Raw genomic sequence first — 21257 nt, 5'->3', positions numbered from 1 at the left:
TATTATGGGTGGAATCGGAATTTGGCAACTAGTTATTATTGCCGTGATTGTAGTGTTATTGTTTGGTACTAAAAAGCTACGTAATCTAGGTGGTGATTTAGGCTCGGCGATAAAAGGTTTCAAAAGTGCTATAGGTGAAGATAAAGAACAAAGTACTAGTGTCGAAAAATCTAGTGCAGAAAAAACATCAGATACTTTAGCTGATAACTCTAGTAGTGCAGCAGAAGAAAGTAGTAAAACTAGCAGAAAAACTAAAGAAACTGATCAGGCTTAATTTATGTTTGATGTAGGGTTTTGGGAATTAATTCTTATTGCAATTATGGGCTTGGTTATTTTGGGTCCTGAGCGCTTACCAGTAGCAATACGTACGCTGCGTAGCTGGATCACGGGTGCGCGCAAGTTTAGTGATACTGTCAAAACTGAGCTAACCGAAGAGTTGCGTATTCATGAGTTGCATGCCAATTTGAAAAAAGCCGAGCAAAGTAATTTACAAAACTTAAGTCCAGAAGTCGCCGAATCATTAAAGATATTGCAAGAAGCGGCAGCCTCTGTCACTGAACCATTCCAAAAAGTGGATACTCAACCTTTAGACTCGATGATCTCTTCTTCATTAGCGTCATCTGTCAGAGCTAAAACAGCTCTGGACGAGGATACAAAAAATCAGCTTTCCGATAGCGCATCTGCGCAAGACGTCAGTTCAGTTGAGCCTTTAGCTAAGCAATCAGCTAAGCCTTCAGTGAATGCAGCTAAACCAGAAAGTGATAAACCCAAACCATGAGTACAGCCCCAGCACCAAGTGCCAGCTTGTTTGATCACCTGTTAGAATTACGTAATCGTTTATTACGCTCTATCTTAGGGGTGTTAATTATCTTTTGCTGCTTAGTTTACTTTGCCCAAGATATTTACCAATATGTGGCGCAGCCGTTGTTAGCTACCATGCCGGAAGGCTCACAAATGATAGCAACCGATGTTGCCTCGCCATTTTTTGCCCCCTTTAAACTAACCTTAGTATTATCACTCTTTATCGCCATGCCATTTGTCTTGTATCAAATTTGGTCATTTGTGGCGCCTGGCTTATATAGTAATGAAAAGCGTTTGATTGTGCCGTTAATGATTGGCTCTACGCTATTGTTTTATAGTGGCATTGCTTTTGCTTATTTTATCGTCTTTCCGGTAGTGTTTGCCTTTTTTGCTTCAGTGGCGCCGGAAGGAGTGGTGATTGCCACCGATATAAGCAGTTATCTTGATTTTATTTTAAAGCTATTTTTTGCTTTTGGCGCGGCGTTTGAGATCCCCATTGCTATTATTTTGCTGTGTTGGACTGGTGTGACAACACCTGATAGCTTAAGAGAAAAGCGAGCCTATGTTGTGGTCGGGGCGTTTGTTATTGGCATGCTGTTAACACCGCCTGATATTATTTCGCAAACCATGCTGGCTATACCAATGCTGCTATTGTTTGAAGTGGGTATTATTATTGCTTCGTTTTATCATAAAGAAGACGAAGATAATTCAATTGATGTAAAAGAGAGTGAAGAATGACCGTTATGAATTTATTAACTTGTACTGCACTTATCAGTGGCTTAGCCTTGCCCTTCATTGTGCAAGCTAAAGCGCCTCACCTCGCTGCTGAAATCAATACTTGTAGTCAAATAAGCCAGGACCAAGCAAGATTAACCTGTTTTGATGCACTTACCCAGAGCAAGACTTTACCAGCAGAAACTATTAGTAAGTCAGTAAAAAGTGAAAAGTTGCCATTAACAGAGCAGCAAATTGATGAATTTGCCAAAGGTCATGTAGAAAAGTCGAAAGAAGAACTGGCTAAAGAAATAAATAGCATTACCCTGACCATTAGTGAATTAACTAAAACATTACGTGGACAATGGAAAATAGTGTTTGAAAATGGTCAAAAATGGCAACAAAAGGATAATAACAAATTTAAGCTAAAAATCGGCCAACGTGTGACTTTAACGAAAGGTGCGCTTAGTGCGATATTTTTACAAAAAGAAAATAGCAATAAACGGATTAAAGTCAAAAGGCTAAAATAGAGCGAGATTACTTTGAATAAAGGCACTTTAATAGATATTGGCGTTAACTTAACCAATAAGCGCTTTGATAAAGACCGTGAGGCTGTCATTCTTCGCGCACAAGCGGTTGCGCTCAGTGGCTTGCTGATCACGGGCACCAGTGTTGAAGAAAGTCAAAAAGCCTTAGCACTGTGTCAGCAATACCAAGAAATTTTTCCAGATTTTTTATATAGCACCGCAGGTGTTCATCCACACGACGCTGACCATGTTTCAATTGATTATATAGAACAGCTGCAACAATTAGCTATGCAAGCCCCGGTGAAAGCTATTGGCGAGTGTGGTTTAGATTTCAATCGTAATTTTTCTGCTCCGGCACAACAGGTCAAAGTCTTTAGCGAACAAGTTGCTTTAGCGGCAAAGCTACAAATGCCGCTATTTTTACATCAAAGAGATGCTTTTGAACCTTGGTTCAATATTCTATCGCCATACTTAGGTAAAGTACCTGCTATGGTCTCTCACTGCTTTACTGGTGAGAAAAATGAATTAACGCAATGTATTGAAGCTGATATGTATATTGGCATTACCGGTTGGCTATGTGATGAGCGCCGTGGCCAAATTCTTCGAGATATTGTCAGCTTAATTCCGTTAAATCGTTTATTGATTGAAACGGATGCACCCTATTTAACGCCTCGAACGATTCGACCAAAACCCAAAAGTAGCCGTAACGAACCTAGTTATTTACCTTACATCCTGAAAGAAATTGCTAGCATTACAGGTCTTGACCAAGAAGAGATTGCTTGGCAAACTAGCCGTAATGCCGAAAAAGTCTTTAATTTTCCTACAATGAAAGAATTAGCCTAAATGAAGCCAATTGTTATCGCTAAAGTCACAGGTTATGTATCCTTATTGATGCTATATACTCCTGCGAGTATGGCGATGACATACGAGGCTGCCGAACACCTATGTTTTGGCATGGGTTTTTTCTTAGCTAGCGTAATAACAGGCCTAATTTTCTGCTATTTAAGTCGTCACTTTCACAAAAAATATCAAAAAATGTTATTGCGAGTTAAATTAGCAAAAAACAATAGTAAAATAGCCGAACAAGCAATGCAAAGCTTGGCTCAAGAGCAACAAGACAGTCAAGATTTATTAGAAGAAAGAGTACAAGAGCGTACTCTTGAACTTAATATTGCCCTGCAAGAATTAGAAAGTGCCAACCAAGAGCTTGAACGGAAAAATGTCCTAGATGAACTTACCGGCTTACACAACCGACGACACTATGATCAAAAAATATTAGCCGAGTACCGCCGTAGTCGCCGTAATCTAACGCCATTGAGTTTAGTGTTAATTGATATTGACCATTTTAAATTGGTCAATGATAACTACGGTCACTTAGCCGGAGATCAGTGTCTAATTTGGTTGGCTAAACATATAAAGCAAAGCTTGAAGCGTAGTGCGGATATAGCCTTTCGTTATGGAGGTGAGGAGTTTTGTCTTATTCTGCCTAATACCGAGGTAGAAGGTGCGCTACTCATGGCTGAACAATTACGTTTATTGCTCAATGAACAAGTCTTTATCTTTCAAGAAATTGAGATAGCGCTAACGATCAGCTGTGGTACCTGTACTTACCAGCAAGAAGTTGATGTCGGGCCCGAGCAAATTTTCTCTGGTGCTGATAAAGCGCTATACCAAGCTAAGCACAATGGCCGTAACCAAACACAACAATATATATTAACAGAATAATTTTTAGGAATACTTATGTCCCACAATGGTAATTCGGCTTTTGGCCAATACCCAGCTCGTCGTATGCGCCGTATGCGTGTTGATGACCATACTCGTCGTTTAATGGCGGAATCTCAGTTAACAGTCAACGACCTTATTTACCCTGTTTTTGTCCTTGAAGGCGAAAATCAGCGCGAAGCTATTGCTTCAATGCCGGGTGTTGAGCGTAAAAGTATTGATTTATTGTTAGAAGAAGCGCAAGAGCTGGTTGATCTAGGCATTCCTGCTATTGCCATTTTCCCGGTAACGCCAAGTGATAAAAAATCATTGATGGCGGAAGAAGCATATAACCCTGAGGGTTTAGCTCAACGTGCAGTACGCGCACTTAAGGCTAAATTCCCACAACTTGCCGTGATTACTGATGTTGCCCTTGACCCTTTTACGACCCATGGCCAAGACGGTATTTTAAGTGACAGTGATGACAATAAAGCGGGTGTCAGTGGTTATGTTTTAAATGATGTCACTAAAGATATTTTAACTAAGCAGGCTTTATCACATGCAGAAGCTGGGGCTGATATAGTTGCACCATCAGATATGATGGATGGTCGTGTCGGTGCAATCAGACAGGTTTTAGAAGAGAATGGTTTTGTAAATACTAAAATTCTAGCTTATTCAGCAAAGTATGCTTCTAATTACTACGGACCATTCCGTGATGCTGTCGGCTCAGCTGGTAATATTAAAGGTGGCAATAAACATACCTATCAAATGGACCCTGCTAATAGCAACGAGGCATTACATGAAGTGGCTCAAGACATTGCCGAAGGTGCTGATATGGTAATGGTAAAACCAGGTATGCCTTATTTAGACATAGTGCGACGTGTTAAAGACACTTTTCAGGTACCAACCTATGCTTATCAAGTCAGTGGTGAATATGCTATGCATATGGCCGCTATTCAAAATGGTTGGTTAGAGGAAAAACCTTGTGTTATGGAAGGTTTATTAGCATTTAAACGTGCAGGAGCCGATGGTATTCTAACCTATTTTGCCATAAAGGTTGCTCGTTGGTTAAAAGAAGACGCTTAAGTTTTAAATTAGAATTTAACTTGAAAGCCAATTAAAAAGCGCGAATCTTTCGCGTTTTTTATTGGCTAGCATTCGACTTAGTCGGAAGCTTTAAGCTTGTTATTAAAGTTTTTTAGCTATTAATACTTTCTGACATGACGGTCTTGTCATTAAGTTAGCTAAATATTGTTCTACCTTGGGATAATCAGCTAGCAGATTAAATCCAGCAGGCAGGCAAGAGATATAATGCAAGATAGGGGCTAATAAAGCATCGGCAATGGTGAATTGCTCAGATGATAACGAGTTTTCCTCATCAAGCATCTTTTCAATGAGAGCTAGCGTGGTTGCAACTTTAGGCTGAACATCTTTCACCACGTCAAAGCGTACACTGTTGTTTTCTCCTTTGGGAAAAGCAAACTCCAGTAAATATTCCCGGACCAATATTTTATCAATATCAATTGAGATGAGTGCACAAAGGGCATCGTGCCGGGCGAAAGCCAAACTATTATTCGGTTGTAAGGTCTTATCTGCATCCAGGTAGCGACAAATACTGGCTGTTTCGGGCAGAACCAAGCCCTTATCTAGTAACACCGGTATTTTTCCAAAAGGGTGTAAGCCTAGGTGCTGCTCACTTTTAAAGGCGACTTCCTTTCCTGCCACTTCAAAGCCAACGCTGTAAGCAAGTTTTTTTTCTTCACACACTAACATGACCGTGCGGACGAAATTTGAAAAGCTTGGTCCGTAGATGTGTATCGTTTCAGCTGTCATTTTATGCTCCTTTATGTATCAAATTTACTGTATAGATAATAATTTAACCTCAATGAAAATATGTTCAAGAACATATTTTAAAAATATGAAATACTAGCAAGATGATTAATCAAACAAGTGGGACATGGCAATGGCGTGGCAAGATACTCATAAGGCACAGTCAAAAGATAGAATTTTAACCAGTGCAGCTATGCTGTTTACTCATCATGGTTTTGAAAAAATATCGATCGACCTGGTAATGAAAAATGCCGAGTTAACGCGCGGGGCTTTTTATAGTCATTTCAAATCAAAAAGTGACTTATACGCACAAGCCATAAGAAAAGCGGCAACGGTCGCCTTTCAAAGAAAGCCCGAAAATTGTCCGCAGAATATGAAGGCGTTTGCTCAGTATTATTTAAGTACTAAGCATAGAGATGATCAGTATGAACAAGCATGCCCGTTAGCCTTTTTAGTCTCTGATATTAATCAGCAAGATAGCCAGGTAAAAGCAACTTATACTAAAACGTTACAAGCTTTTATCGCTCAAGCAGAGTCGTTAAGTAGCAGTAGAGAGAAAGCACTGCAAAGCGCGGTATTGATGATTGGTGGCTTGGCTTTATCTCGGGTATTAGATGATAAAAATTTAAGCAATGAGCTTTTGGCCGCTTGCCAAGCAGGGGTTAGCACACTATCAAATGAGGAAGGCACTGATGTCAGCTGAATTAACTATAATATTACTTAATGCTGTAATTATTGTAATTGTTTATGTCTCTGTGTATCCGAAATTGGCCGGTAAAAACCTGAATAAAGTGGCGCTATTTGATTGCGTGGCTTCTGGCTTAGCTTTAGTTATTGTGGCAAATAAATATTGGGGTACAGCTGTGGAGTTTGATTTTTTAATGTTTGAGCTAAATTGGTTTTGGTTCACTTTACTGAGTTATAGCATTATTGAAATTCCAGTGGCGCTTTGGTATTTCAGGGCTTCACTTCCTAAGGGTAGCTAAAGGTATCTTAAGACAAGTAAAAGATAGGGAAGATAAGTAATACTAGATAGTATGGATAATTTTTGCGTCAGGAACTAATTCAAAGAGTAAACCTTCACGAAGAGCGCCACTTGAAAGACATAATTCTTTTATACGCAGACATTTAAACAAAGCTATCAATATACTTAAACCGCTGGCTAATATTGCTTTGCGATCAGCTCTTAGTCCTGGTATTTCGATATTGTTTATGGTCTGGCAACTTATCAGAGTTTGTTGGATTTCATTAAGAAATACTAAGGTGATAGTAGGTGTTTGTTGACGTTGTTTAAGTATCTCTATCATGGCTTGCATGGTACCTGAACTGCCAACAGCAGATTGCCAACCAAGTTGAACAAACTCTTCGTTAACTGTGTTAATAACATTCGATGCAGCGGTGATACAGAGGTCAAAATTTTTCTGATTAAGTATGCCATCAACAAAGTATTTACCAATATAGCTAACACAACCAATATCTAAGCTGACCAATTTTTTTGTTGCACAGCCTGAACCAACGATAATTTCAGTACTAGCACCACCAATATCGAGTACCAATTTTTTGGCATGTGATTGGTGTTTATTGCTGATAGAGGTATGGGCAACCCCAGCATAAATAGTTTTAGCTTCTTGCTCACCGGTCAATAACTTTATTTGTTTTGGTAAAATTAGTTTGGCAGCATCAAAAAATAGCTGATTATTTTTGGCCATGCGTAATGCTGCAGTGGCAACAATAAGGATATTATTTACTGGAATACTTTGCAGATACAGAGAGAAGTTTTTCAGACAATCAAGGCCACGTGAAATGGCTTCATCAGAAAGCAGGTTGTTGTCATCTAACCCTGCGGCTAAGCGAACTTTTTGCTTAACTTTATTAACGATTTTTAGTGATTTACTACTTGATTGACCACTTAGTTTTGCATTTGACTCAGTAATCAAGCAGGTAATAAGTAGGTGGAAACTATTAGAGCCTAAATCAACCACAGCGTAATGGTTATCATCATACTGTGGTATTGCCTTTGACGTGGCTTGATTTTGGCTCTCTAAATCACTCAATGTGCTTTAAATCCAGGCAATAGTTTAGCGGTTGCCGCGATTGCTATTACCACCACGATTGGTTGGTCGAGTATTAGAACGACCACCCTGGCGGTTGCCACCTGTTCTTGAAGTATTAGATCTATGACGACGTTGACGAGGTTTAGGTTTAGGTAAATCAGTCAATAATGCATCATGATCATACTTAGTTACTGGTAGTTCATGCTCAATATAAGTTTCAATTTCAGGTAAATTAAAAACATATTGCTCACAAGCTAAACTAATCGCATGACCGCTTGCACCAGCACGACCGGTACGACCAATGCGATGGACATAATCTTGACAATCATCAGGTAAGTCATAGTTAAAAACATGAGTTACGCTAGGGATATGTAAACCACGAGCAGCAACATCGGTTGCAACCAGAATGTCTATGGTACCTTCAGTAAATTGCTCTAATATTTTTAAGCGCTTTTTCTGTGGTACATCACCGGTTAATAAACCAACACGTATTTTATCGGCATTCAGGTGATCATAAACTTTTTCACAAACATGTTTGGTATTGGCAAAAACAATCGCTTTTTCAGGCCAATCTTCTTCAATCAATGTTTGTAACAAAGACATCTTGTCTTCGTTAGATGGATAGAAAAGCTCTTCACTAATACGAATGTTGGTTTTTTGCTCTGGCGCAACTTCAACACTGGTAGGATCATTCATATGATCGAAGGCTAATTCTTTTACACGGAATGATAAAGTTGCCGAAAATAGCATGCTTAAACGTTCAGTAGCTGGAGGCATTTTATTAAACATATAACGAATATCTTTAATAAAGCCTAAATCAAACATTCTATCGGCTTCATCAAGCACGATGACTTCAATGTTAGTAAGGTTATAAATACCTTGCTTCATGTAATCGATCAAACGACCACAAGTGCCAATAAGAATATCAACACCAGCTTCTAATTCTAAGCGTTGACTTTCATAACCTTCGCCCCCATATACAACACCAAGGCGTAAGCCAGTGCTTTTTGCCATCTCTTTAGCATCACGGTGAATTTGTATAGCTAATTCACGTGTTGGCGCCATTATTAAGGCGCGAGGTTGGTTATGTGTAGGCGCTTCTTTTTGCAGAAGGTGATGAAAAGTAGCTGCTAAAAAGGCAAGGGTTTTACCTTCACCTGTTTGTGCTTGGCCAGCTATATCAGTGCCTTTTAGCAGAACGGGTAAAGCCATCGCCTGAATAGACGTACAATATTCGAAGCCCATAGCTTCTAGTCCAGTGACTACTTGCGGGGCAAGATTTAGGTCAGTGAATTTTGTTTCAGTTAAGTGTGTTTTTTTCATGGCGCAAGCTTAACATTTTTGTTTACTAAATAGCTGCTTAAAAATTAATTAATTAGATTTTATACTAACTCTATTGAGTTATTTCTAATGCAGCGAGAATTAAAAGCATTAGCTTGAAGGTCATGGTAATGCAGGAAATTACTCCTGCATTAGCTAATAAGGTACTTGCTGTAGCGTCCTAATCGAAAGCAATAACGCTGCTTATAAGTCTTTAAACTTGCAAGCGGGCAGCTTGTCAGACAAGTAAGAACGACCCAAGTTTGTTTAATTTAGAATAATTAGACCTATGAAAACTTTATTTATTCTAACTTCCATAATATAGCTCTGAGCTGGAAACTAACTTCTTAGAATCGCTATTACGGCTTAATTAATAACAATGTTACAGAAAACAGTATTGGAAAAGCAGTGAATCACGGTATAATTACCCCAGAGTAATTACCACAAAGGCGTTTTCGCCATAACAACGGAGAATATGATGAGCGATAAAATTGTTCAGCTAACTGATGATAGTTTTGAAGCAGATGTATTAAAAGCATCGGGTTTAGTATTAGTTGATTTTTGGGCTGAATGGTGTGGTCCTTGTAAAATGATTGCCCCAGTACTTGATGATATTGCCGATGAATACGAAGGCAAAGTGACTGTTGGTAAATTAAACATAGATCAAAACTCAACGACACCACCTAAATATGGTGTACGTGGTATTCCAACCTTATTACTTTTTAAAGATGGTGAAATTGCTGACACTAAAGTGGGCGCGCTATCGAAAACTCAATTAAAAGAGTTTTTAGATAAAAACTTATAAATGATAATATTTATAAAGCCTGATAACTTATACCTAAGTTACCAGGCTTTTTGTTTTTTCTGATAAAATATTTACTTAGCTTTTATTCAGCCTTTACCTAATCAAATTTTAGTGCTAAATTTAGCCCCTGAGTACAAAATAACATCGCTTTATCTCTATTCTTATTGTAACAAATACATTTAACATACACTTGTGTCGGCAATCGCCGAAGGCACTATCACTTAAAATAGTTTAAGAAACCCCCTATGAACCTTACCGAACTAAAAGAAAAATCCATTAATGAATTGGTTAGCCTTGCTGCGGAAATGAAGCTTGAGAACCTAGCTAGAACACGCAAGCAAGACATAATTTTTGCTATTTTAAAAGCACATGCTGAAGGTGATAATGATATTTTCGGTGGCGGTGTTTTAGAGATTTTACAAGATGGTTTTGGCTTTTTACGCTCAGCAGACTCTTCATATTTAGCTGGGCCAGATGACATTTATGTATCACCAAGCCAAATTCGCCGCTTTAGTATGCGCACGGGTGATACCATCCAAGGTAAAATTCGTTCACCGAAAAAAGGCGAGCGTTACTTCGCTCTATTAAAGGTGACTGAAGTTAACTTTGATCGCCCAGAAAATACCCGTAATAAGATATTATTTGAAAACTTAACCCCGATTCATCCAACCGATCGCTTCATCATGGAACGTGGTAATGGTTCAACAGAAGATATTACCGCTCGTGTTATTGATTTAGCGTCACCCATTGGTAAAGGCCAACGTGGTTTAATTGTTGCGCCGCCAAAAGCCGGTAAAACCTTATTATTACAAAATATTGCACAAAGCATTGCCCATAATTATCCTGATGCCGAGCTAATGGTATTATTAATTGATGAGCGTCCAGAAGAAGTAACTGAAATGCAGCGCTTGGTGAAAGGTGAAGTTATTGCTTCTACCTTTGATGAACCAGCAAGTCGTCACGTACAAGTGGCAGAAATGGTCATTGAGAAAGCAAAACGTTTAGTTGAACATAAAAAAGACGTGGTCATTTTACTTGATTCGATTACCCGTTTAGCCCGTGCTTACAACACAGTTATTCCTTCGTCGGGTAAAATTCTATCTGGTGGTGTTGATGCTAATGCTTTACATCGTCCAAAACGTTTCTTTGGTGCAGCACGTAACATCGAAGAAGGTGGTAGCTTAACAATTATCGCGACAGCGCTAGTTGAAACGGGCTCTAAAATGGACGAAGTTATCTACGAAGAATTTAAAGGTACAGGTAATATGGAATTACACCTGTCACGGAAAATTTCTGAAAAACGTGTATTCCCAGCAATTAACATTAATCGCAGTGGTACTCGTCGTGAAGAGCTTATTACTAAGCCTGCTGAATTACAAAAAATGTGGGTTCTGCGTAAGGTTGTTCATGAAATGGACGAAGTTGGTTCCATTGAATTCTTAATCGATAAACTTGCTATGACCAAAACAAACAATGAGTTTTTTGATTCAATGAAGCGTAAATAATCGCTCTATTAGTTGAATAACCCAATTGATGAAAACCAGTCTAATGACTGGTTTTTTTATCTCATACCCGTTATCAATCAAAGTGCTCAAGCACTCTGAAACCTGCATCTTGATTGATAATGGGTATAGTACCTTACCTCTTACTGGTAACTTAGATGAAATACAGTGATTTAAGAGACTTTATCAGTCAACTTGAAAAAATAGGCCAGCTTAAGCGTATTACTCAGCCAATATCTACCCATTTAGCAATGACAGAGATTAGCGATAGAACGCTTAGAGCGAAAGGGCCGGCATTACTTTTTGAAAATGCAGTCGATGAAAATGGTAAGCCGCACAGTATGCCGGTACTTACCAACCTTTTTGGTACCCCTGACAGGGTTGCTCTAGCCATGGGCCAAAAAAATGTTGCTGCTTTACGTGATGTGGGCAAGTTGCTGGCTATGTTAAAAGAGCCTGAGCCACCAAAAGGTTTCCGTGATGCTCTAAGTAAAATACCTGTGTATAAACAAGTATTAAATATGCCAGTAAAGGTCATCAAGAAGCCATTGTGTCAGCAAATAGTTTTATCTGGTGATGACGTTGATTTAACTAAACTACCGGTACAAACTTGTTGGCCTGGGGATGTCGCACCCCTAATTACTTGGGGGCTTACGGTCACTAGAGGACCTCACAAAGAGCGCCAAAATCTAGGTATATATCGCCAGCAAGTACTGAGTAAAAATAAAGTCATCATGCGATGGTTATCACATCGTGGTGGTGCGCTTGATTTTCAAGAATTCAAAAAAGAAAATCCAGGCGAGAAATACCCTGTTTCTGTTGCCTTAGGTGCCGATCCCGCCACTATTTTAGGCGCAGTAACGCCAGTACCAGATACGTTATCTGAATATGCTTTTGCCGGTCTATTACGTGGTGCTAAAACACAAGTGGCTAAATCTATAAGTAATGATTTAGAAGTTCCCGCTAGCGCTGAAATAATTTTGGAGGGCTATTTAGACCCCGATGAAATGGCGCCAGAAGGGCCTTATGGCGATCATACTGGTTATTACAATGAAGTAGATAGTTTTCCAGTGATGACAGTAACACATATCACTATGCGCAAAGATGCTATCTATCATAGTACCTATACGGGCAGGCCACCTGATGAACCTGCCATCTTAGGTGTTGCGCTTAATGAAGTCTTTGTGCCTATTTTGCAAAAGCAATTTCCTGAAATTCAAGACTTTTATTTACCGCCAGAAGGTTGCTCTTATCGCCTTGCTATTGTCACTATTAAAAAGCAATATGCCGGTCACGCTAAAGTAGTAATGATGGGCGTTTGGTCATTCTTACGGCAATTTATGTACACCAAGTTTGTCATAGTTTGTGATGACGATATCAATGCTAGAAACTGGGAAGATGTTATCTGGGCTATGACCACAAGAATGGATCCGAGTCGTGATACTGTATTGATAGAAAACACGCCAATTGATTACCTTGATTTTGCCTCACCTGTTTCAGGGTTAGGTTCTAAAATGGGCCTAGATGCCACTAATAAATGGCCTGGTGAAACAGATCGTGAATGGGGTGAGCCAATTGAGATGACCCAGGAAATCAAAGACCAAGTTGATGAACTTTGGGATGAATTAGATATTATTTAAATATTTTATAAAGTTTGCTGACTATACTTAGTAGAGTCGCAATTCTATCTTATTAGCTATTGGCAAAATAACCACTTTGCCGATGAGTAATTACCAATAAAGTAGCAAAAAGGTTTAAGAATGAAGACAGTTAGTTGTCAAATAGAGTCGTTAACATCGTTAACATCACACGTATATAAAGTACTTTTAAAGGCCAATGAAAAAGTTGATTTTATTGCCGGTCAGTATTTGAATTTTGTCATGAGTGATGAAGATAAACGTCCATTTTCAATTGCCAGTTCACCTAATAGTGATTTACTTGAATTACAAATAGGCGCTTTTGTTGCCGATAGCTACCCAATGCAAGTGATTGAGCGTATTAAAGCTAGTCACGTTAGTGGCGAGCCGGTAACCATTGAAATACCTGCAGGTCATGCGCAATTACGTGTTGATAGTGAACGACCATTATTATTACTTGCCGGTGGTACTGGTTTCTCTTACATTAAATCAATGTTTGAGTATTTAGCCGAGCAAAAGTCACAGCGTCATATCATGGTTTATTGGGGCTTACGTCAAGAAAGTGCCATTTATGAACTAGAAAAAACCATTGCCACTATTGCTAAATTGCCGCACGCTAATTTTATCCCAGTCATTGAGAATGTGCAGGAAAACTCAGAAAATCCTTGGCAAGGTAAAACCGGCTTAGTTCATCAAGCCGCTATGCATGATATTGTCAGTTTTGAACCTTACGATATTTACTTGGCCGGACGTTTTGACATGGTTGGTGCTATTCGAAGTGACTTTGTTGAACACGGTGCTTTGTTAGAACATATGTATGCCGATGCTTTTGCTTTTATTTAAAAAGTGATGTTTAAAAGGTAAAGTCTAAGTGATATAACGCTAAGCTATAAAATTGAAAAAGCACGTTAATGAGTGATCATTGACGTGCTTTTTTGTTTCAGTCAGAAAGTTGATATAACTTACGGCAGTAAAGCTTGTTAAAAGCTTGCCTCAGATAAGTTTAACTGGGCAATAACAATAACAGCTTGCGTGCGGTTGCGCACATCAAGTTTTCTGAAAATGGCGGTAGCATGGGCTTTAATGGTCGCTTCCGATACATTTAAATCGTAAGCAATTTGCTTATTTAGCATGCCCTGGGCAAACATCATTAAGATACGATATTGTTGCTGCGTTAAACTGGCGACGCGCTCAGCAATATTACTTTTACTATTGCTACTTGGTGCTTGTTCGAAAGAAGCGGGTAGCCAGATATTACCTGACAATACGGCAACAATAGCAGAATAAATATCATTAACTGGGGTAGATTTTGGTACAAAGCCAGCGGCACCATACTCCATTGCTTTACTGATGGTGTCATGATCTTCATGAGCGGAGACGATAACTACAGGAATTTGTGGAAAGTGATTACGCACATGAATTAGGGTATTAAAGCCATGAGCGCCAGGAATATTTAAATCCAGTAATAACAAATCACTATCATTATTGTTGGTGAGTTGTTGTTCAAGTTCTTCAATTGTTTCTGCTTCAAGCCATGTGGTATAAGTTAGCTTGGCTTTTAATGTCCCCAATAAAGCTTGTCTAAATAAGGGATGGTCGTCAGCTATTATTATTTTTTCTGGCTGAATCATAACAAGTATCCTAAATAGTGATTCACCCATTCTAACGGAAAATTTTTTAATAACAAAGCTTAGTTATCAATAGCCATTATAGTTATTTAAAACAAGGCTATAATAATCATTTGTATTTTTATTGGTCGTTGTTGTTGTAGTTAGTGCAATGAACAATATCTTAATCACTTTATCTTGAGTAAAGGCTAGGCTAATTATGCCTTTTCCTGAGTATCGATTACCAATTACTTTGGGAAATTATCTCCGCTGCTTGCTTATGGTATAGAGGCAAATGCAGAATAGGTTGGGTATCGGCATTAAGCTCACCCCATGAAGCAATAAATTCACCTGCGGGAATATCAGCATGAACGGGGAATTCAAAATTACTATGTGCATATATTTTCTGTGCTTTTTTAGTGGTGAGAAACTCAATGAATTTAATGGCATTATCAACGTTTTTAGCTGAGTGGGTAAGGGCTGCGCCACTAATATTTACATGGCTACCAATATCTTTACTTTGTGGTAAAATAATGCCAATCTTTTGATACGTTTCACGGTCACTCTGTTTAATGCTATTTGATAACATGCCATAGTAATAGCTGTTAGCTATTGCGATATCACAATCGCCCCTAGCGACTTTTCTCATTTGATCTCTGTCGTTACCATTAGGTCGCATGGCTAAATTATCACTAAAATGTTGTACCCAATTTTTAGTCCAGTCATCACCGTAGTGATAAATAAAGCTAGCTACCATAGCGCGATTATAAAAATGGTTACCAGCTCTACTACATATTTTACCCAGCCAACGCTTATTCAATAATGATTCATAGCTTGCTAGCAGCAGTGGGTTAATTTTATCTTTAGCATAAAAAATAGCTCTAACCCGTAATGACAAAGCAAACCAATAATTTTCCGGATCGCGTAAGTTTTCAGGCACATTAGCGAGTAATATTGCCGAGTTGATTGGTTTGATAAGGTTTAATCGTTTAGCTTTATCAAGTCTAGCTGCACCTACGGTTAGTAATACATCAGCAAAACTATCATCACCATCTTGAATCAGTCGCTGCATTAACTTATCTGCTTTACCGCTAACAACATTCACTTTAATACCTGTTTTTTCAGTAAATTCTTTAATTAACGGCTCAATTAATTTCACTTGGCGAAAAGAATAAACATTAACCATACGTTGATTTTCGTTGCTCTCAGCGATGAAGGAAAAATTTAATAATATTGCTGATAATAAAGATAACAAAACAATTTTTTTCACAGAAAGTCCTGAAGTTGCACAAACGTGTTAATGAGAATCGTTTGCATTTAAGCATGGTTCAGTTATCATGTACAGCATTGATTTAACAAACGCTGCACTTGGTGTGCGGAGCATTATTTGGTCAAATGGCACTATGCTCGGCTAATGTTTATAAGCGTTAAATAGCGTAAGGTAATTTTGTGAATTTCTTGATTACGGGTGTTAAAAAAAGTCATTTTTTTTGGCAGCGATATTCTGGCATAGTTTTATTATGGTTGCTCGGGATGATACTAGCCTATACAGCTTTTCTGACGGTTAACTATTATGAAGAGCAACATAGCCATCAACAGTTTCAGGCAAGCTTTAAAGATAAAGTAACCAGTCTAACCCAAGCCATTTCGACTATTAATAAAGTATTCTTGGCAACACAAAGTTTATTTAAGATTAAGCCAGAGTTGCATCAGCAAGATTTTGCGCAACTAATTACACGAGATTTTCTTAAAAATACAGGTATGCGTGGCGTGCAATGGGCGCCAGCGGTTGAGAAAAGCCAAGTGGCTAATTTTGAAAAGCAAGTTCGTGCCAGTGGCATTTTTGATTATCAGATTCGTGCAATGAGTAATTTGCTAACAAACTGCCCTAAGTTAGCTGCCAATGCCACGTTTCCCGTTTTATTTGCTCAGCCAGCAGAGTTTATTGGTCATGAATTGGGTTTGCAGCTAGATACTAACTGCACTATCGCCACTAGTATGAATAAAGCACTGCACAGTGGCAGTATAAGCTCCGCTAAGTTCAACAATGAACAAAATGAATTAGGTTTTAGACTGTTATTACCTATCTTTAAAAATAACACGGCATCTAGCGATAACTTACGCGGTTACCTCGTTGGCATTGTTATGACTAACCAATTAGTTGATACCCTTTGGGGAGATCTTACTAACTCAAAAAACTATCAAATTTCAATTTTTAATAGTCAGGATAAAAGTGAAAAAATATATGATTCTCAATGGCGAGAACATTGTGTTTCAGGTTGTTATTCGCCGGAGAAACGATCAAAGTTGCAGGCGACTATTCCATTTGCTAACCAGCTATGGACTATAGAGCTCACTAAACTAGGTTATGACTCTCGTAGTCGATTATATGCTTACGGCGCCGCTATGATCATACTGACTTTGACTCTAGGATTAAGCATATATTTATGGATGTATATCAACCGCGTGCGCTGGGCTAACTCTCTAGTAAAAGAAAAAACAGCATCACTCCAGTATCAAGCTAGCCATGATAATTTAACACAATTGCTTAACAAGCAGGCGCTAACTAATGAACTAGAAAAGTTAACCAAGCAGACAAATCGTCATAGTGATGAAGGCTTTAGCTTATTGTTTATCGATTTAGACCACTTTAAAAAGGTAAACGATACCAAAGGACATCTAGTTGGCGATAAGTTATTGCAGCAAGTGGCGCAAAGGTTACAGCAGACAGCCCGTTTTGATGATTTATTATTTCGCTTTGGTGGCGATGAATTTGCAGTACTCCTGCATAATAGTTTCTGCCAAGTGACCGTGACTTTGGTTGCTGAACGAATATTGAGGCGTTTAGAACAAATATATCTTATTGATGATAACAAATATCGCATTGGTGCCAGTATAGGCATCTATCTAAGTAATACGGTAGATACTAGTGCCAACGATGTGATTCGAAATGCTGATATAGCTATGTATGAAGCCAAGCGATTAGGGCGAGGGAGGGTGGTTTTTTATCAAGAAAATATGCACCAAAGTCTAGTGTTAAAACAAGATATTGAAGATGAACTAGCAGATGCCATTGCTAATAAAGAGCTAAGCATATACTTACAGCCTATACACGATAATCTAAATTTAAAAGGCTTTGAAGCGCTAAGTCGTTGGCTGCACCCTGCAAAGGGTATGATCTTCCCCGATGAATTTATCGAAGTTGCTGAAGAAACAGGTCTTATTCATATATTAGGTAAGTGGCTTATTGAATCAGCATGCTGTCAGCTAGCAATTTGGCTCAAAAGGTACGGTGAAGAAAGCTGCCCTTACATTAGTATTAATGTCTCACCAATACAATTAGCGCAAGGTGAAGTTGTCGAGCAAATCGCTAAGGCGTTATTGCAATATAATGTTCCGGGTAAGTTATTGGCGGTAGAGCTGACCGAATCGGCGCTTATTGATAATAAAACTATTGTTAAAAAGAACTTAACTAGTTTACAGAAACTGGGCGTTAAAATATTTTTAGATGATTTTGGTACTGGTTTTTCATCTTTATCATTACTACGAGACTTTCCAATCGATGTCTTAAAAATAGACCGTAGCTTTGTATTTGATTTAGCTAGTACAGAGGCGCATCAAGACTCGAAGAAGCTAATTAAAGCAATGATAGACATGGCTAAAGCATTAAATATGCAGGTAGTAGCCGAGGGGGTGGAAGACCTACTCACCTTCGATTGGCTCAATGACTCGGCTTGTCATTTAATGCAAGGTTATTACTTTTCCAAGCCAATACCTCCGCACGATTTAGATGACTACTTAAGTAAGCAAGCTTGGCAAGAGAAATGGGTTGTAGTTAAGAAGGAGCAAGACTACATACCTCTGGCGTTACTAGCAAAGATTTAAACTTATTCAGTTGAAAAATAAAACTCTGACGAAGATTCAGCTACGGCTATTGAATGTGAACTAATGTACAGTTGAGCTTGTGCAATCAGCAATGGTTTATTCTAACTTAGCAGCTATGAAACCAAGCGCTAAGTTTAACAGGTGAGCTTCTTCTATGATAAGCTCAGCTAGGTTGATGTTGAAAAATTGGATTTTCTGTAATGAAAACATGGTTTAAAGCTTACCTACAATTAGATAAAGATATTGAAAATAACTTATATAGGAAAAAAGTTACCAGTAAATTTATCTTGTTATTATCTTTTACTATCCTCTCCGTTTTGCTGCTTGGTAACTTTATTTATAGCAACCAGGCTACTTTTTATGTGAATCTTAGCTTATTCATCATTATGTCATTAATAATGCTTTTACCTGGCCAGCAACGAAAATACGCTTCACATATTGTCTTGCACTTTATGGCATTAGGTATTTTGTTGGTGGTTTATTTTAATCAGGGTAAAGAATATACCCCCATTTGGTCTTTTCTCTATATCTTCCTCATTATGTCCCTCTATGGACACCGAATAGGTTTACGAATATCTCTGTTTTATTTGACGATATTACTTATATTATTATTCTCATTTACTCCTAGGGCATTGACTACTATGGAGTTTATACGCTTTACTATGGTTGCTTGTTTTACCCTCTTTTTTGCCTATTTGGCGGAAATGCTTATTTCGAGAACATTTGAAAAATTAATTACCGCCAAAAGCCAGTTAGAGCAGTTAAGCAAAACAGATGCTTTAACAGGCCTTTTTAACCGTCGCCATTTTGATGAAGTACTGCCACAGAAAATGAGCAGTGCTAACAGAGGCCATGATTTATTAGCACTGGTGATTATCGATATAGATCATTTTAAAGGCTATAACGATACTTTTGGCCATCCTGCCGGTGATGTGGCCCTTGTTGCACTAGCAAATTTATTAAAAATACAAATGAAGCGGGGTAACGACGCTGTTTTCCGTTTAGGTGGCGAAGAATTTGCACTGCTGTATCAAGCGAAAAGTGACCAGGCCGCAGTCAAGTTAATCGAAGATATTCGGGTAGCCGTAGAAAACTTGGATCAATACTGTGATATTGAAAAGAAAATAACCATATCTGCCGGGCTATTATTGATTAATTCGAAACAAAATATAGCGGTAGAAACTGCCTATGAATTAGCGGATAAATTGTTATATCAAGCAAAAAATTCTGGGAGAAATAAGGTGGTAATATCAAACTGATAAACTGATAAACAGATAGCCATAGGCTAGCCATTTATCAGGGTTATACAGTCGTTATTTTTTTGGAATATTAGCCAATACAGCGACTAATAATTGCCAATATAGCGCAACGCTAGCAATTTCAATTTTTTCATCGGGTGAGTGAGGGAAGTTAATTGTTGGTCCAATAGACACCATATCCCAATGCGGATAAGCGCTTTTAAATAAACCACACTCTAAACCAGCATGAATGACCATTACCGCAGGGACTTTATTAAATATGCTTTGATAGGTATCACGTACGGTCTGCATGATGGCAGAATCGGTATTAGGCTTCCAACCAGGGTATGCGCCTGAGAAGATAATGCTAGCACCAGCAAGCTCAAAAACAGATTGTACTGTCCGTTGAGTTTCTAAACGGCCATCGTCATGTAAGCTACGAATAAGGACCATAGCATTAAATTTGTTACCGCGAGTATGCATAACACCAAAGTTTAATGAGGTTTCCACAATACCGTCAATATCATCACTCATACGCATTACACCATTTGGGCAAGCATTGAGCGCGCGTAAAATGGCGGCTTGTGTTGCTTTTGTCCAACACTGGTCAAAGTCTTCGGGAGAAATTAATAACATGTCGATATCAGTTTCGATAGCACCAAGGTTTGCTCTAATGGTTGCTAAGTAGTCTGATAAAGCAATTTTTAATGGCTCAACTTTATCTTTAGCAATAACAAAACTGGCATTGGCTTCACGAGGAATAGCATTGCGTAAACTACCACCATTTAGCTCAGTTAAACCTATATCGAACTCATTGCTTGCCTCTAATAAAAAGCGCACTAATAATTTATTAGCATTGGCACGGCCAGTATGAATATCAACACCTGAATGACCACCTTTCAAACCAGAGATAGATAAGTTAAAAGCTTTATAATCGCTTGGCACATCCTCAAAAGTTAGTGGGAAAGTTGCATTGCCATCAATACCACCAGCACAACCCATGTACACCTCACCTTCTTGCTCAGAATCGGTGTTAATTAAAATATCACCGTCAAGCCAACCTGCTTCTAGGCCAAAAGCGCCTGTCATACCTGCTTCTTCATCAATGGTTACCAGTACTTCTAATGGGCCATGAGGAATATCATCACTGGCTAAAACCGCTAATGCTGAAGCTAAACCAACACCGTTGTCAGCACCTAGTGTTGTCCCTTCAGCCGTTACCCAATCACCGGATTCGATAATATAGGGCTTAATAGGGTCGGTTAAAAAGTCATGGTCAGTGTCATTGTTTTTTTGTGGCACCATATCCATATGTGCTTGTAAGATAATGCCTTTGCGATCTTCCATGCCTGCGGTTGCTGGCTTTTTAAGAATTAAGTTGCCGACAGCATCTTCCTTAATAGCTAAACCAAGTTCTTTGGCCCAGTCTTGGATCCACAAAGAGATTTTTTGCTCATGTTTAGATGGATGTGGAATACTGCAAATTTTTTCAAATAATTGCCATAAACGGGCAGGTTTTAATTGTGAGAGAGCACTCATAGGTTTCCTCGGGAAATATTAATATTATTTTGCTGTAAATAACAGGTATAGCCAATGCTATTTTGCTTACAGCTTAGATGATGACAGTGTTATTGCT

The 21257-nt window shown here is 38.6% G+C and carries 21 protein-coding genes; 15 read left to right on the top strand and 6 right to left on the bottom strand.

The window, feature by feature from the left end; translation table 11 throughout:
* The first annotated feature begins 4 nt into the window (after window positions 1-4).
* Genes tatA through hemB form a run of 7 tightly spaced genes read left to right on the top strand, consistent with a single transcriptional unit; the run spans window position 5 to window position 4829 of the window.
* Complete coding sequence (gene tatA / locus HRT55_RS13745) at window positions 5-274, top strand: twin-arginine translocase TatA/TatE family subunit (protein ID WP_291622131.1); 270 nt, start codon at window positions 5-7, stop codon at window positions 272-274.
* Between the two features lie 3 nt (window positions 275-277).
* Window positions 278-778: a Sec-independent protein translocase protein TatB gene (gene tatB, locus HRT55_RS13740; RefSeq protein ID WP_291622130.1), complete on the top strand. Its 501-nt coding sequence runs from the start codon at window positions 278-280 to the stop codon at window positions 776-778.
* The gene (tatC, locus tag HRT55_RS13735; RefSeq protein ID WP_291622129.1) at window positions 775-1539 is read left to right on the top strand and encodes a twin-arginine translocase subunit TatC; all 765 of its coding nucleotides are present in this window, start codon (window positions 775-777) and stop codon (window positions 1537-1539) included. Before tatB ends, tatC begins: the two co-directional genes overlap by 4 nt.
* Entirely contained in the window at window positions 1536-2045 is a 510-nt protein-coding gene (locus tag HRT55_RS13730) for a hypothetical protein (RefSeq protein ID WP_291622128.1), read from the top strand. The genes tatC and HRT55_RS13730 overlap by 4 nt, the downstream gene beginning before the upstream one ends.
* A gap of 12 nt (window positions 2046-2057) precedes the next feature.
* On the top strand, window positions 2058-2885 hold the full coding sequence (locus HRT55_RS13725; protein WP_291622127.1) for a TatD family hydrolase: 828 nt from the start codon (window positions 2058-2060) through the stop codon (window positions 2883-2885).
* On the top strand, window positions 2886-3767 hold the full coding sequence (locus HRT55_RS13720) for a GGDEF domain-containing protein (RefSeq protein ID WP_291622126.1): 882 nt from the start codon (window positions 2886-2888) through the stop codon (window positions 3765-3767).
* 15 nt (window positions 3768-3782) lie between these two features.
* Window positions 3783-4829, top strand: a complete 1047-nt coding sequence (gene hemB, locus HRT55_RS13715; protein ID WP_291622125.1) for a porphobilinogen synthase — start codon at window positions 3783-3785, stop codon at window positions 4827-4829.
* Between the two features lie 102 nt (window positions 4830-4931).
* Here hemB and HRT55_RS13710 read toward each other — a convergent pair whose 3' ends face one another.
* Entirely contained in the window at window positions 4932-5576 is a 645-nt protein-coding gene (locus HRT55_RS13710; protein WP_291622124.1) for a glutathione S-transferase family protein, read from the bottom strand.
* Window positions 5577-5706: 130 nt separating this feature from the next.
* Between HRT55_RS13710 and HRT55_RS13705 the strand changes: the two genes are divergently transcribed.
* Together HRT55_RS13705 and HRT55_RS13700 are read left to right on the top strand one after the other, a co-directional pair.
* On the top strand, window positions 5707-6276 hold the full coding sequence (locus tag HRT55_RS13705) for a TetR/AcrR family transcriptional regulator (RefSeq protein WP_291622123.1): 570 nt from the start codon (window positions 5707-5709) through the stop codon (window positions 6274-6276).
* Entirely contained in the window at window positions 6266-6559 is a 294-nt protein-coding gene (locus tag HRT55_RS13700) for a hypothetical protein (RefSeq protein WP_291622121.1), read from the top strand. The genes HRT55_RS13705 and HRT55_RS13700 overlap by 11 nt, the downstream gene beginning before the upstream one ends.
* 42 nt (window positions 6560-6601) lie before the next feature.
* Here the strand turns inward: HRT55_RS13700 and HRT55_RS13695 are convergent, their stop codons facing one another.
* Together HRT55_RS13695 and rhlB are read right to left on the bottom strand one after the other, a co-directional pair.
* A complete protein-coding gene (locus tag HRT55_RS13695; RefSeq protein ID WP_291622119.1) occupies window positions 6602-7627 on the bottom strand; it encodes a phosphatase in 1026 nt (341 codons plus the stop codon).
* A 24-nt stretch (window positions 7628-7651) separates the two neighbouring features.
* The gene (gene rhlB, locus HRT55_RS13690) at window positions 7652-8950 is read right to left on the bottom strand and encodes an ATP-dependent RNA helicase RhlB (RefSeq protein WP_291622117.1); all 1299 of its coding nucleotides are present in this window, start codon (window positions 8948-8950) and stop codon (window positions 7652-7654) included.
* Between the two features lie 475 nt (window positions 8951-9425).
* On the opposite strand from rhlB, the gene trxA reads away from it, so the two are divergent.
* From trxA to fre, 4 genes are all read left to right on the top strand, one after another.
* The gene (trxA, locus tag HRT55_RS13685) at window positions 9426-9752 is read left to right on the top strand and encodes a thioredoxin TrxA (protein WP_291615902.1); all 327 of its coding nucleotides are present in this window, start codon (window positions 9426-9428) and stop codon (window positions 9750-9752) included.
* A 245-nt stretch (window positions 9753-9997) separates the two neighbouring features.
* Entirely contained in the window at window positions 9998-11257 is a 1260-nt protein-coding gene (gene rho / locus HRT55_RS13680) for a transcription termination factor Rho (RefSeq protein ID WP_291622114.1), read from the top strand.
* 155 nt (window positions 11258-11412) lie between these two features.
* Entirely contained in the window at window positions 11413-12894 is a 1482-nt protein-coding gene (gene ubiD, locus HRT55_RS13675; RefSeq protein WP_291622112.1) for a 4-hydroxy-3-polyprenylbenzoate decarboxylase, read from the top strand.
* Window positions 12895-13014: 120 nt separating this feature from the next.
* Window positions 13015-13734: an NAD(P)H-flavin reductase gene (gene fre / locus HRT55_RS13670; protein WP_291622111.1), complete on the top strand. Its 720-nt coding sequence runs from the start codon at window positions 13015-13017 to the stop codon at window positions 13732-13734.
* Window positions 13735-13871: 137 nt separating this feature from the next.
* Here the strand turns inward: fre and HRT55_RS13665 are convergent, their stop codons facing one another.
* Together HRT55_RS13665 and HRT55_RS13660 are read right to left on the bottom strand one after the other, a co-directional pair.
* Window positions 13872-14522: a response regulator transcription factor gene (locus HRT55_RS13665; RefSeq protein ID WP_291622110.1), complete on the bottom strand. Its 651-nt coding sequence runs from the start codon at window positions 14520-14522 to the stop codon at window positions 13872-13874.
* Window positions 14523-14739: 217 nt separating this feature from the next.
* On the bottom strand, window positions 14740-15768 hold the full coding sequence (locus HRT55_RS13660; RefSeq protein WP_291622108.1) for an extracellular solute-binding protein: 1029 nt from the start codon (window positions 15766-15768) through the stop codon (window positions 14740-14742).
* Between the two features lie 179 nt (window positions 15769-15947).
* On the opposite strand from HRT55_RS13660, the gene HRT55_RS13655 reads away from it, so the two are divergent.
* Together HRT55_RS13655 and HRT55_RS13650 are read left to right on the top strand one after the other, a co-directional pair.
* A complete protein-coding gene (locus tag HRT55_RS13655) occupies window positions 15948-18383 on the top strand; it encodes an EAL domain-containing protein (RefSeq protein ID WP_291622106.1) in 2436 nt (811 codons plus the stop codon).
* A 200-nt stretch (window positions 18384-18583) separates the two neighbouring features.
* A complete protein-coding gene (locus HRT55_RS13650; protein ID WP_291622104.1) occupies window positions 18584-19642 on the top strand; it encodes a diguanylate cyclase in 1059 nt (352 codons plus the stop codon).
* A gap of 54 nt (window positions 19643-19696) precedes the next feature.
* On the opposite strand, the gene HRT55_RS13645 is transcribed toward HRT55_RS13650, so the two are convergent.
* Complete coding sequence (locus HRT55_RS13645) at window positions 19697-21160, bottom strand: aminoacyl-histidine dipeptidase (protein WP_291622102.1); 1464 nt, start codon at window positions 21158-21160, stop codon at window positions 19697-19699.
* Between the last annotated feature and the right edge of the window lie 97 nt (window positions 21161-21257).

It is taken from the genome of Colwellia sp. (assembly GCF_013214175.1).
Classification (GTDB): domain Bacteria; phylum Pseudomonadota; class Gammaproteobacteria; order Enterobacterales; family Alteromonadaceae; genus Colwellia.
Note: the sequence above shows the minus strand (reverse complement) of the source record. Positions and strands in the feature narration are given on the sequence as shown.

Excerpts from the sequence above, each read along its gene's own strand:
- tatA (WP_291622131.1), top strand. The coding sequence starts at position 5 with ATGGGTGGAATCGGAATTTGGCAACTAGTTATTATTGCCGTGATTGTA.
- tatB (WP_291622130.1), top strand. The coding sequence starts at position 278 with ATGTTTGATGTAGGGTTTTGGGAATTAATTCTTATTGCAATTATGGGC.
- tatC (WP_291622129.1), top strand. The coding sequence starts at position 775 with ATGAGTACAGCCCCAGCACCAAGTGCCAGCTTGTTTGATCACCTGTTA.
- HRT55_RS13730 (WP_291622128.1), top strand. The coding sequence starts at position 1,536 with ATGACCGTTATGAATTTATTAACTTGTACTGCACTTATCAGTGGCTTA.
- HRT55_RS13720 (WP_291622126.1), top strand. The coding sequence starts at position 2,886 with ATGAAGCCAATTGTTATCGCTAAAGTCACAGGTTATGTATCCTTATTG.
- hemB (WP_291622125.1), top strand. The coding sequence starts at position 3,783 with ATGTCCCACAATGGTAATTCGGCTTTTGGCCAATACCCAGCTCGTCGT.
- HRT55_RS13710 (WP_291622124.1), bottom strand. The coding sequence starts at position 5,576 with ATGACAGCTGAAACGATACACATCTACGGACCAAGCTTTTCAAATTTC.
- HRT55_RS13705 (WP_291622123.1), top strand. The coding sequence starts at position 5,707 with ATGGCGTGGCAAGATACTCATAAGGCACAGTCAAAAGATAGAATTTTA.
- HRT55_RS13700 (WP_291622121.1), top strand. The coding sequence starts at position 6,266 with ATGTCAGCTGAATTAACTATAATATTACTTAATGCTGTAATTATTGTA.
- rhlB (WP_291622117.1), bottom strand. The coding sequence starts at position 8,950 with ATGAAAAAAACACACTTAACTGAAACAAAATTCACTGACCTAAATCTT.
- trxA (WP_291615902.1), top strand. The coding sequence starts at position 9,426 with ATGAGCGATAAAATTGTTCAGCTAACTGATGATAGTTTTGAAGCAGAT.
- rho (WP_291622114.1), top strand. The coding sequence starts at position 9,998 with ATGAACCTTACCGAACTAAAAGAAAAATCCATTAATGAATTGGTTAGC.
- ubiD (WP_291622112.1), top strand. The coding sequence starts at position 11,413 with ATGAAATACAGTGATTTAAGAGACTTTATCAGTCAACTTGAAAAAATA.
- fre (WP_291622111.1), top strand. The coding sequence starts at position 13,015 with ATGAAGACAGTTAGTTGTCAAATAGAGTCGTTAACATCGTTAACATCA.
- HRT55_RS13665 (WP_291622110.1), bottom strand. The coding sequence starts at position 14,522 with ATGATTCAGCCAGAAAAAATAATAATAGCTGACGACCATCCCTTATTT.
- HRT55_RS13650 (WP_291622104.1), top strand. The coding sequence starts at position 18,584 with ATGAAAACATGGTTTAAAGCTTACCTACAATTAGATAAAGATATTGAA.
- HRT55_RS13645 (WP_291622102.1), bottom strand. The coding sequence starts at position 21,160 with ATGAGTGCTCTCTCACAATTAAAACCTGCCCGTTTATGGCAATTATTT.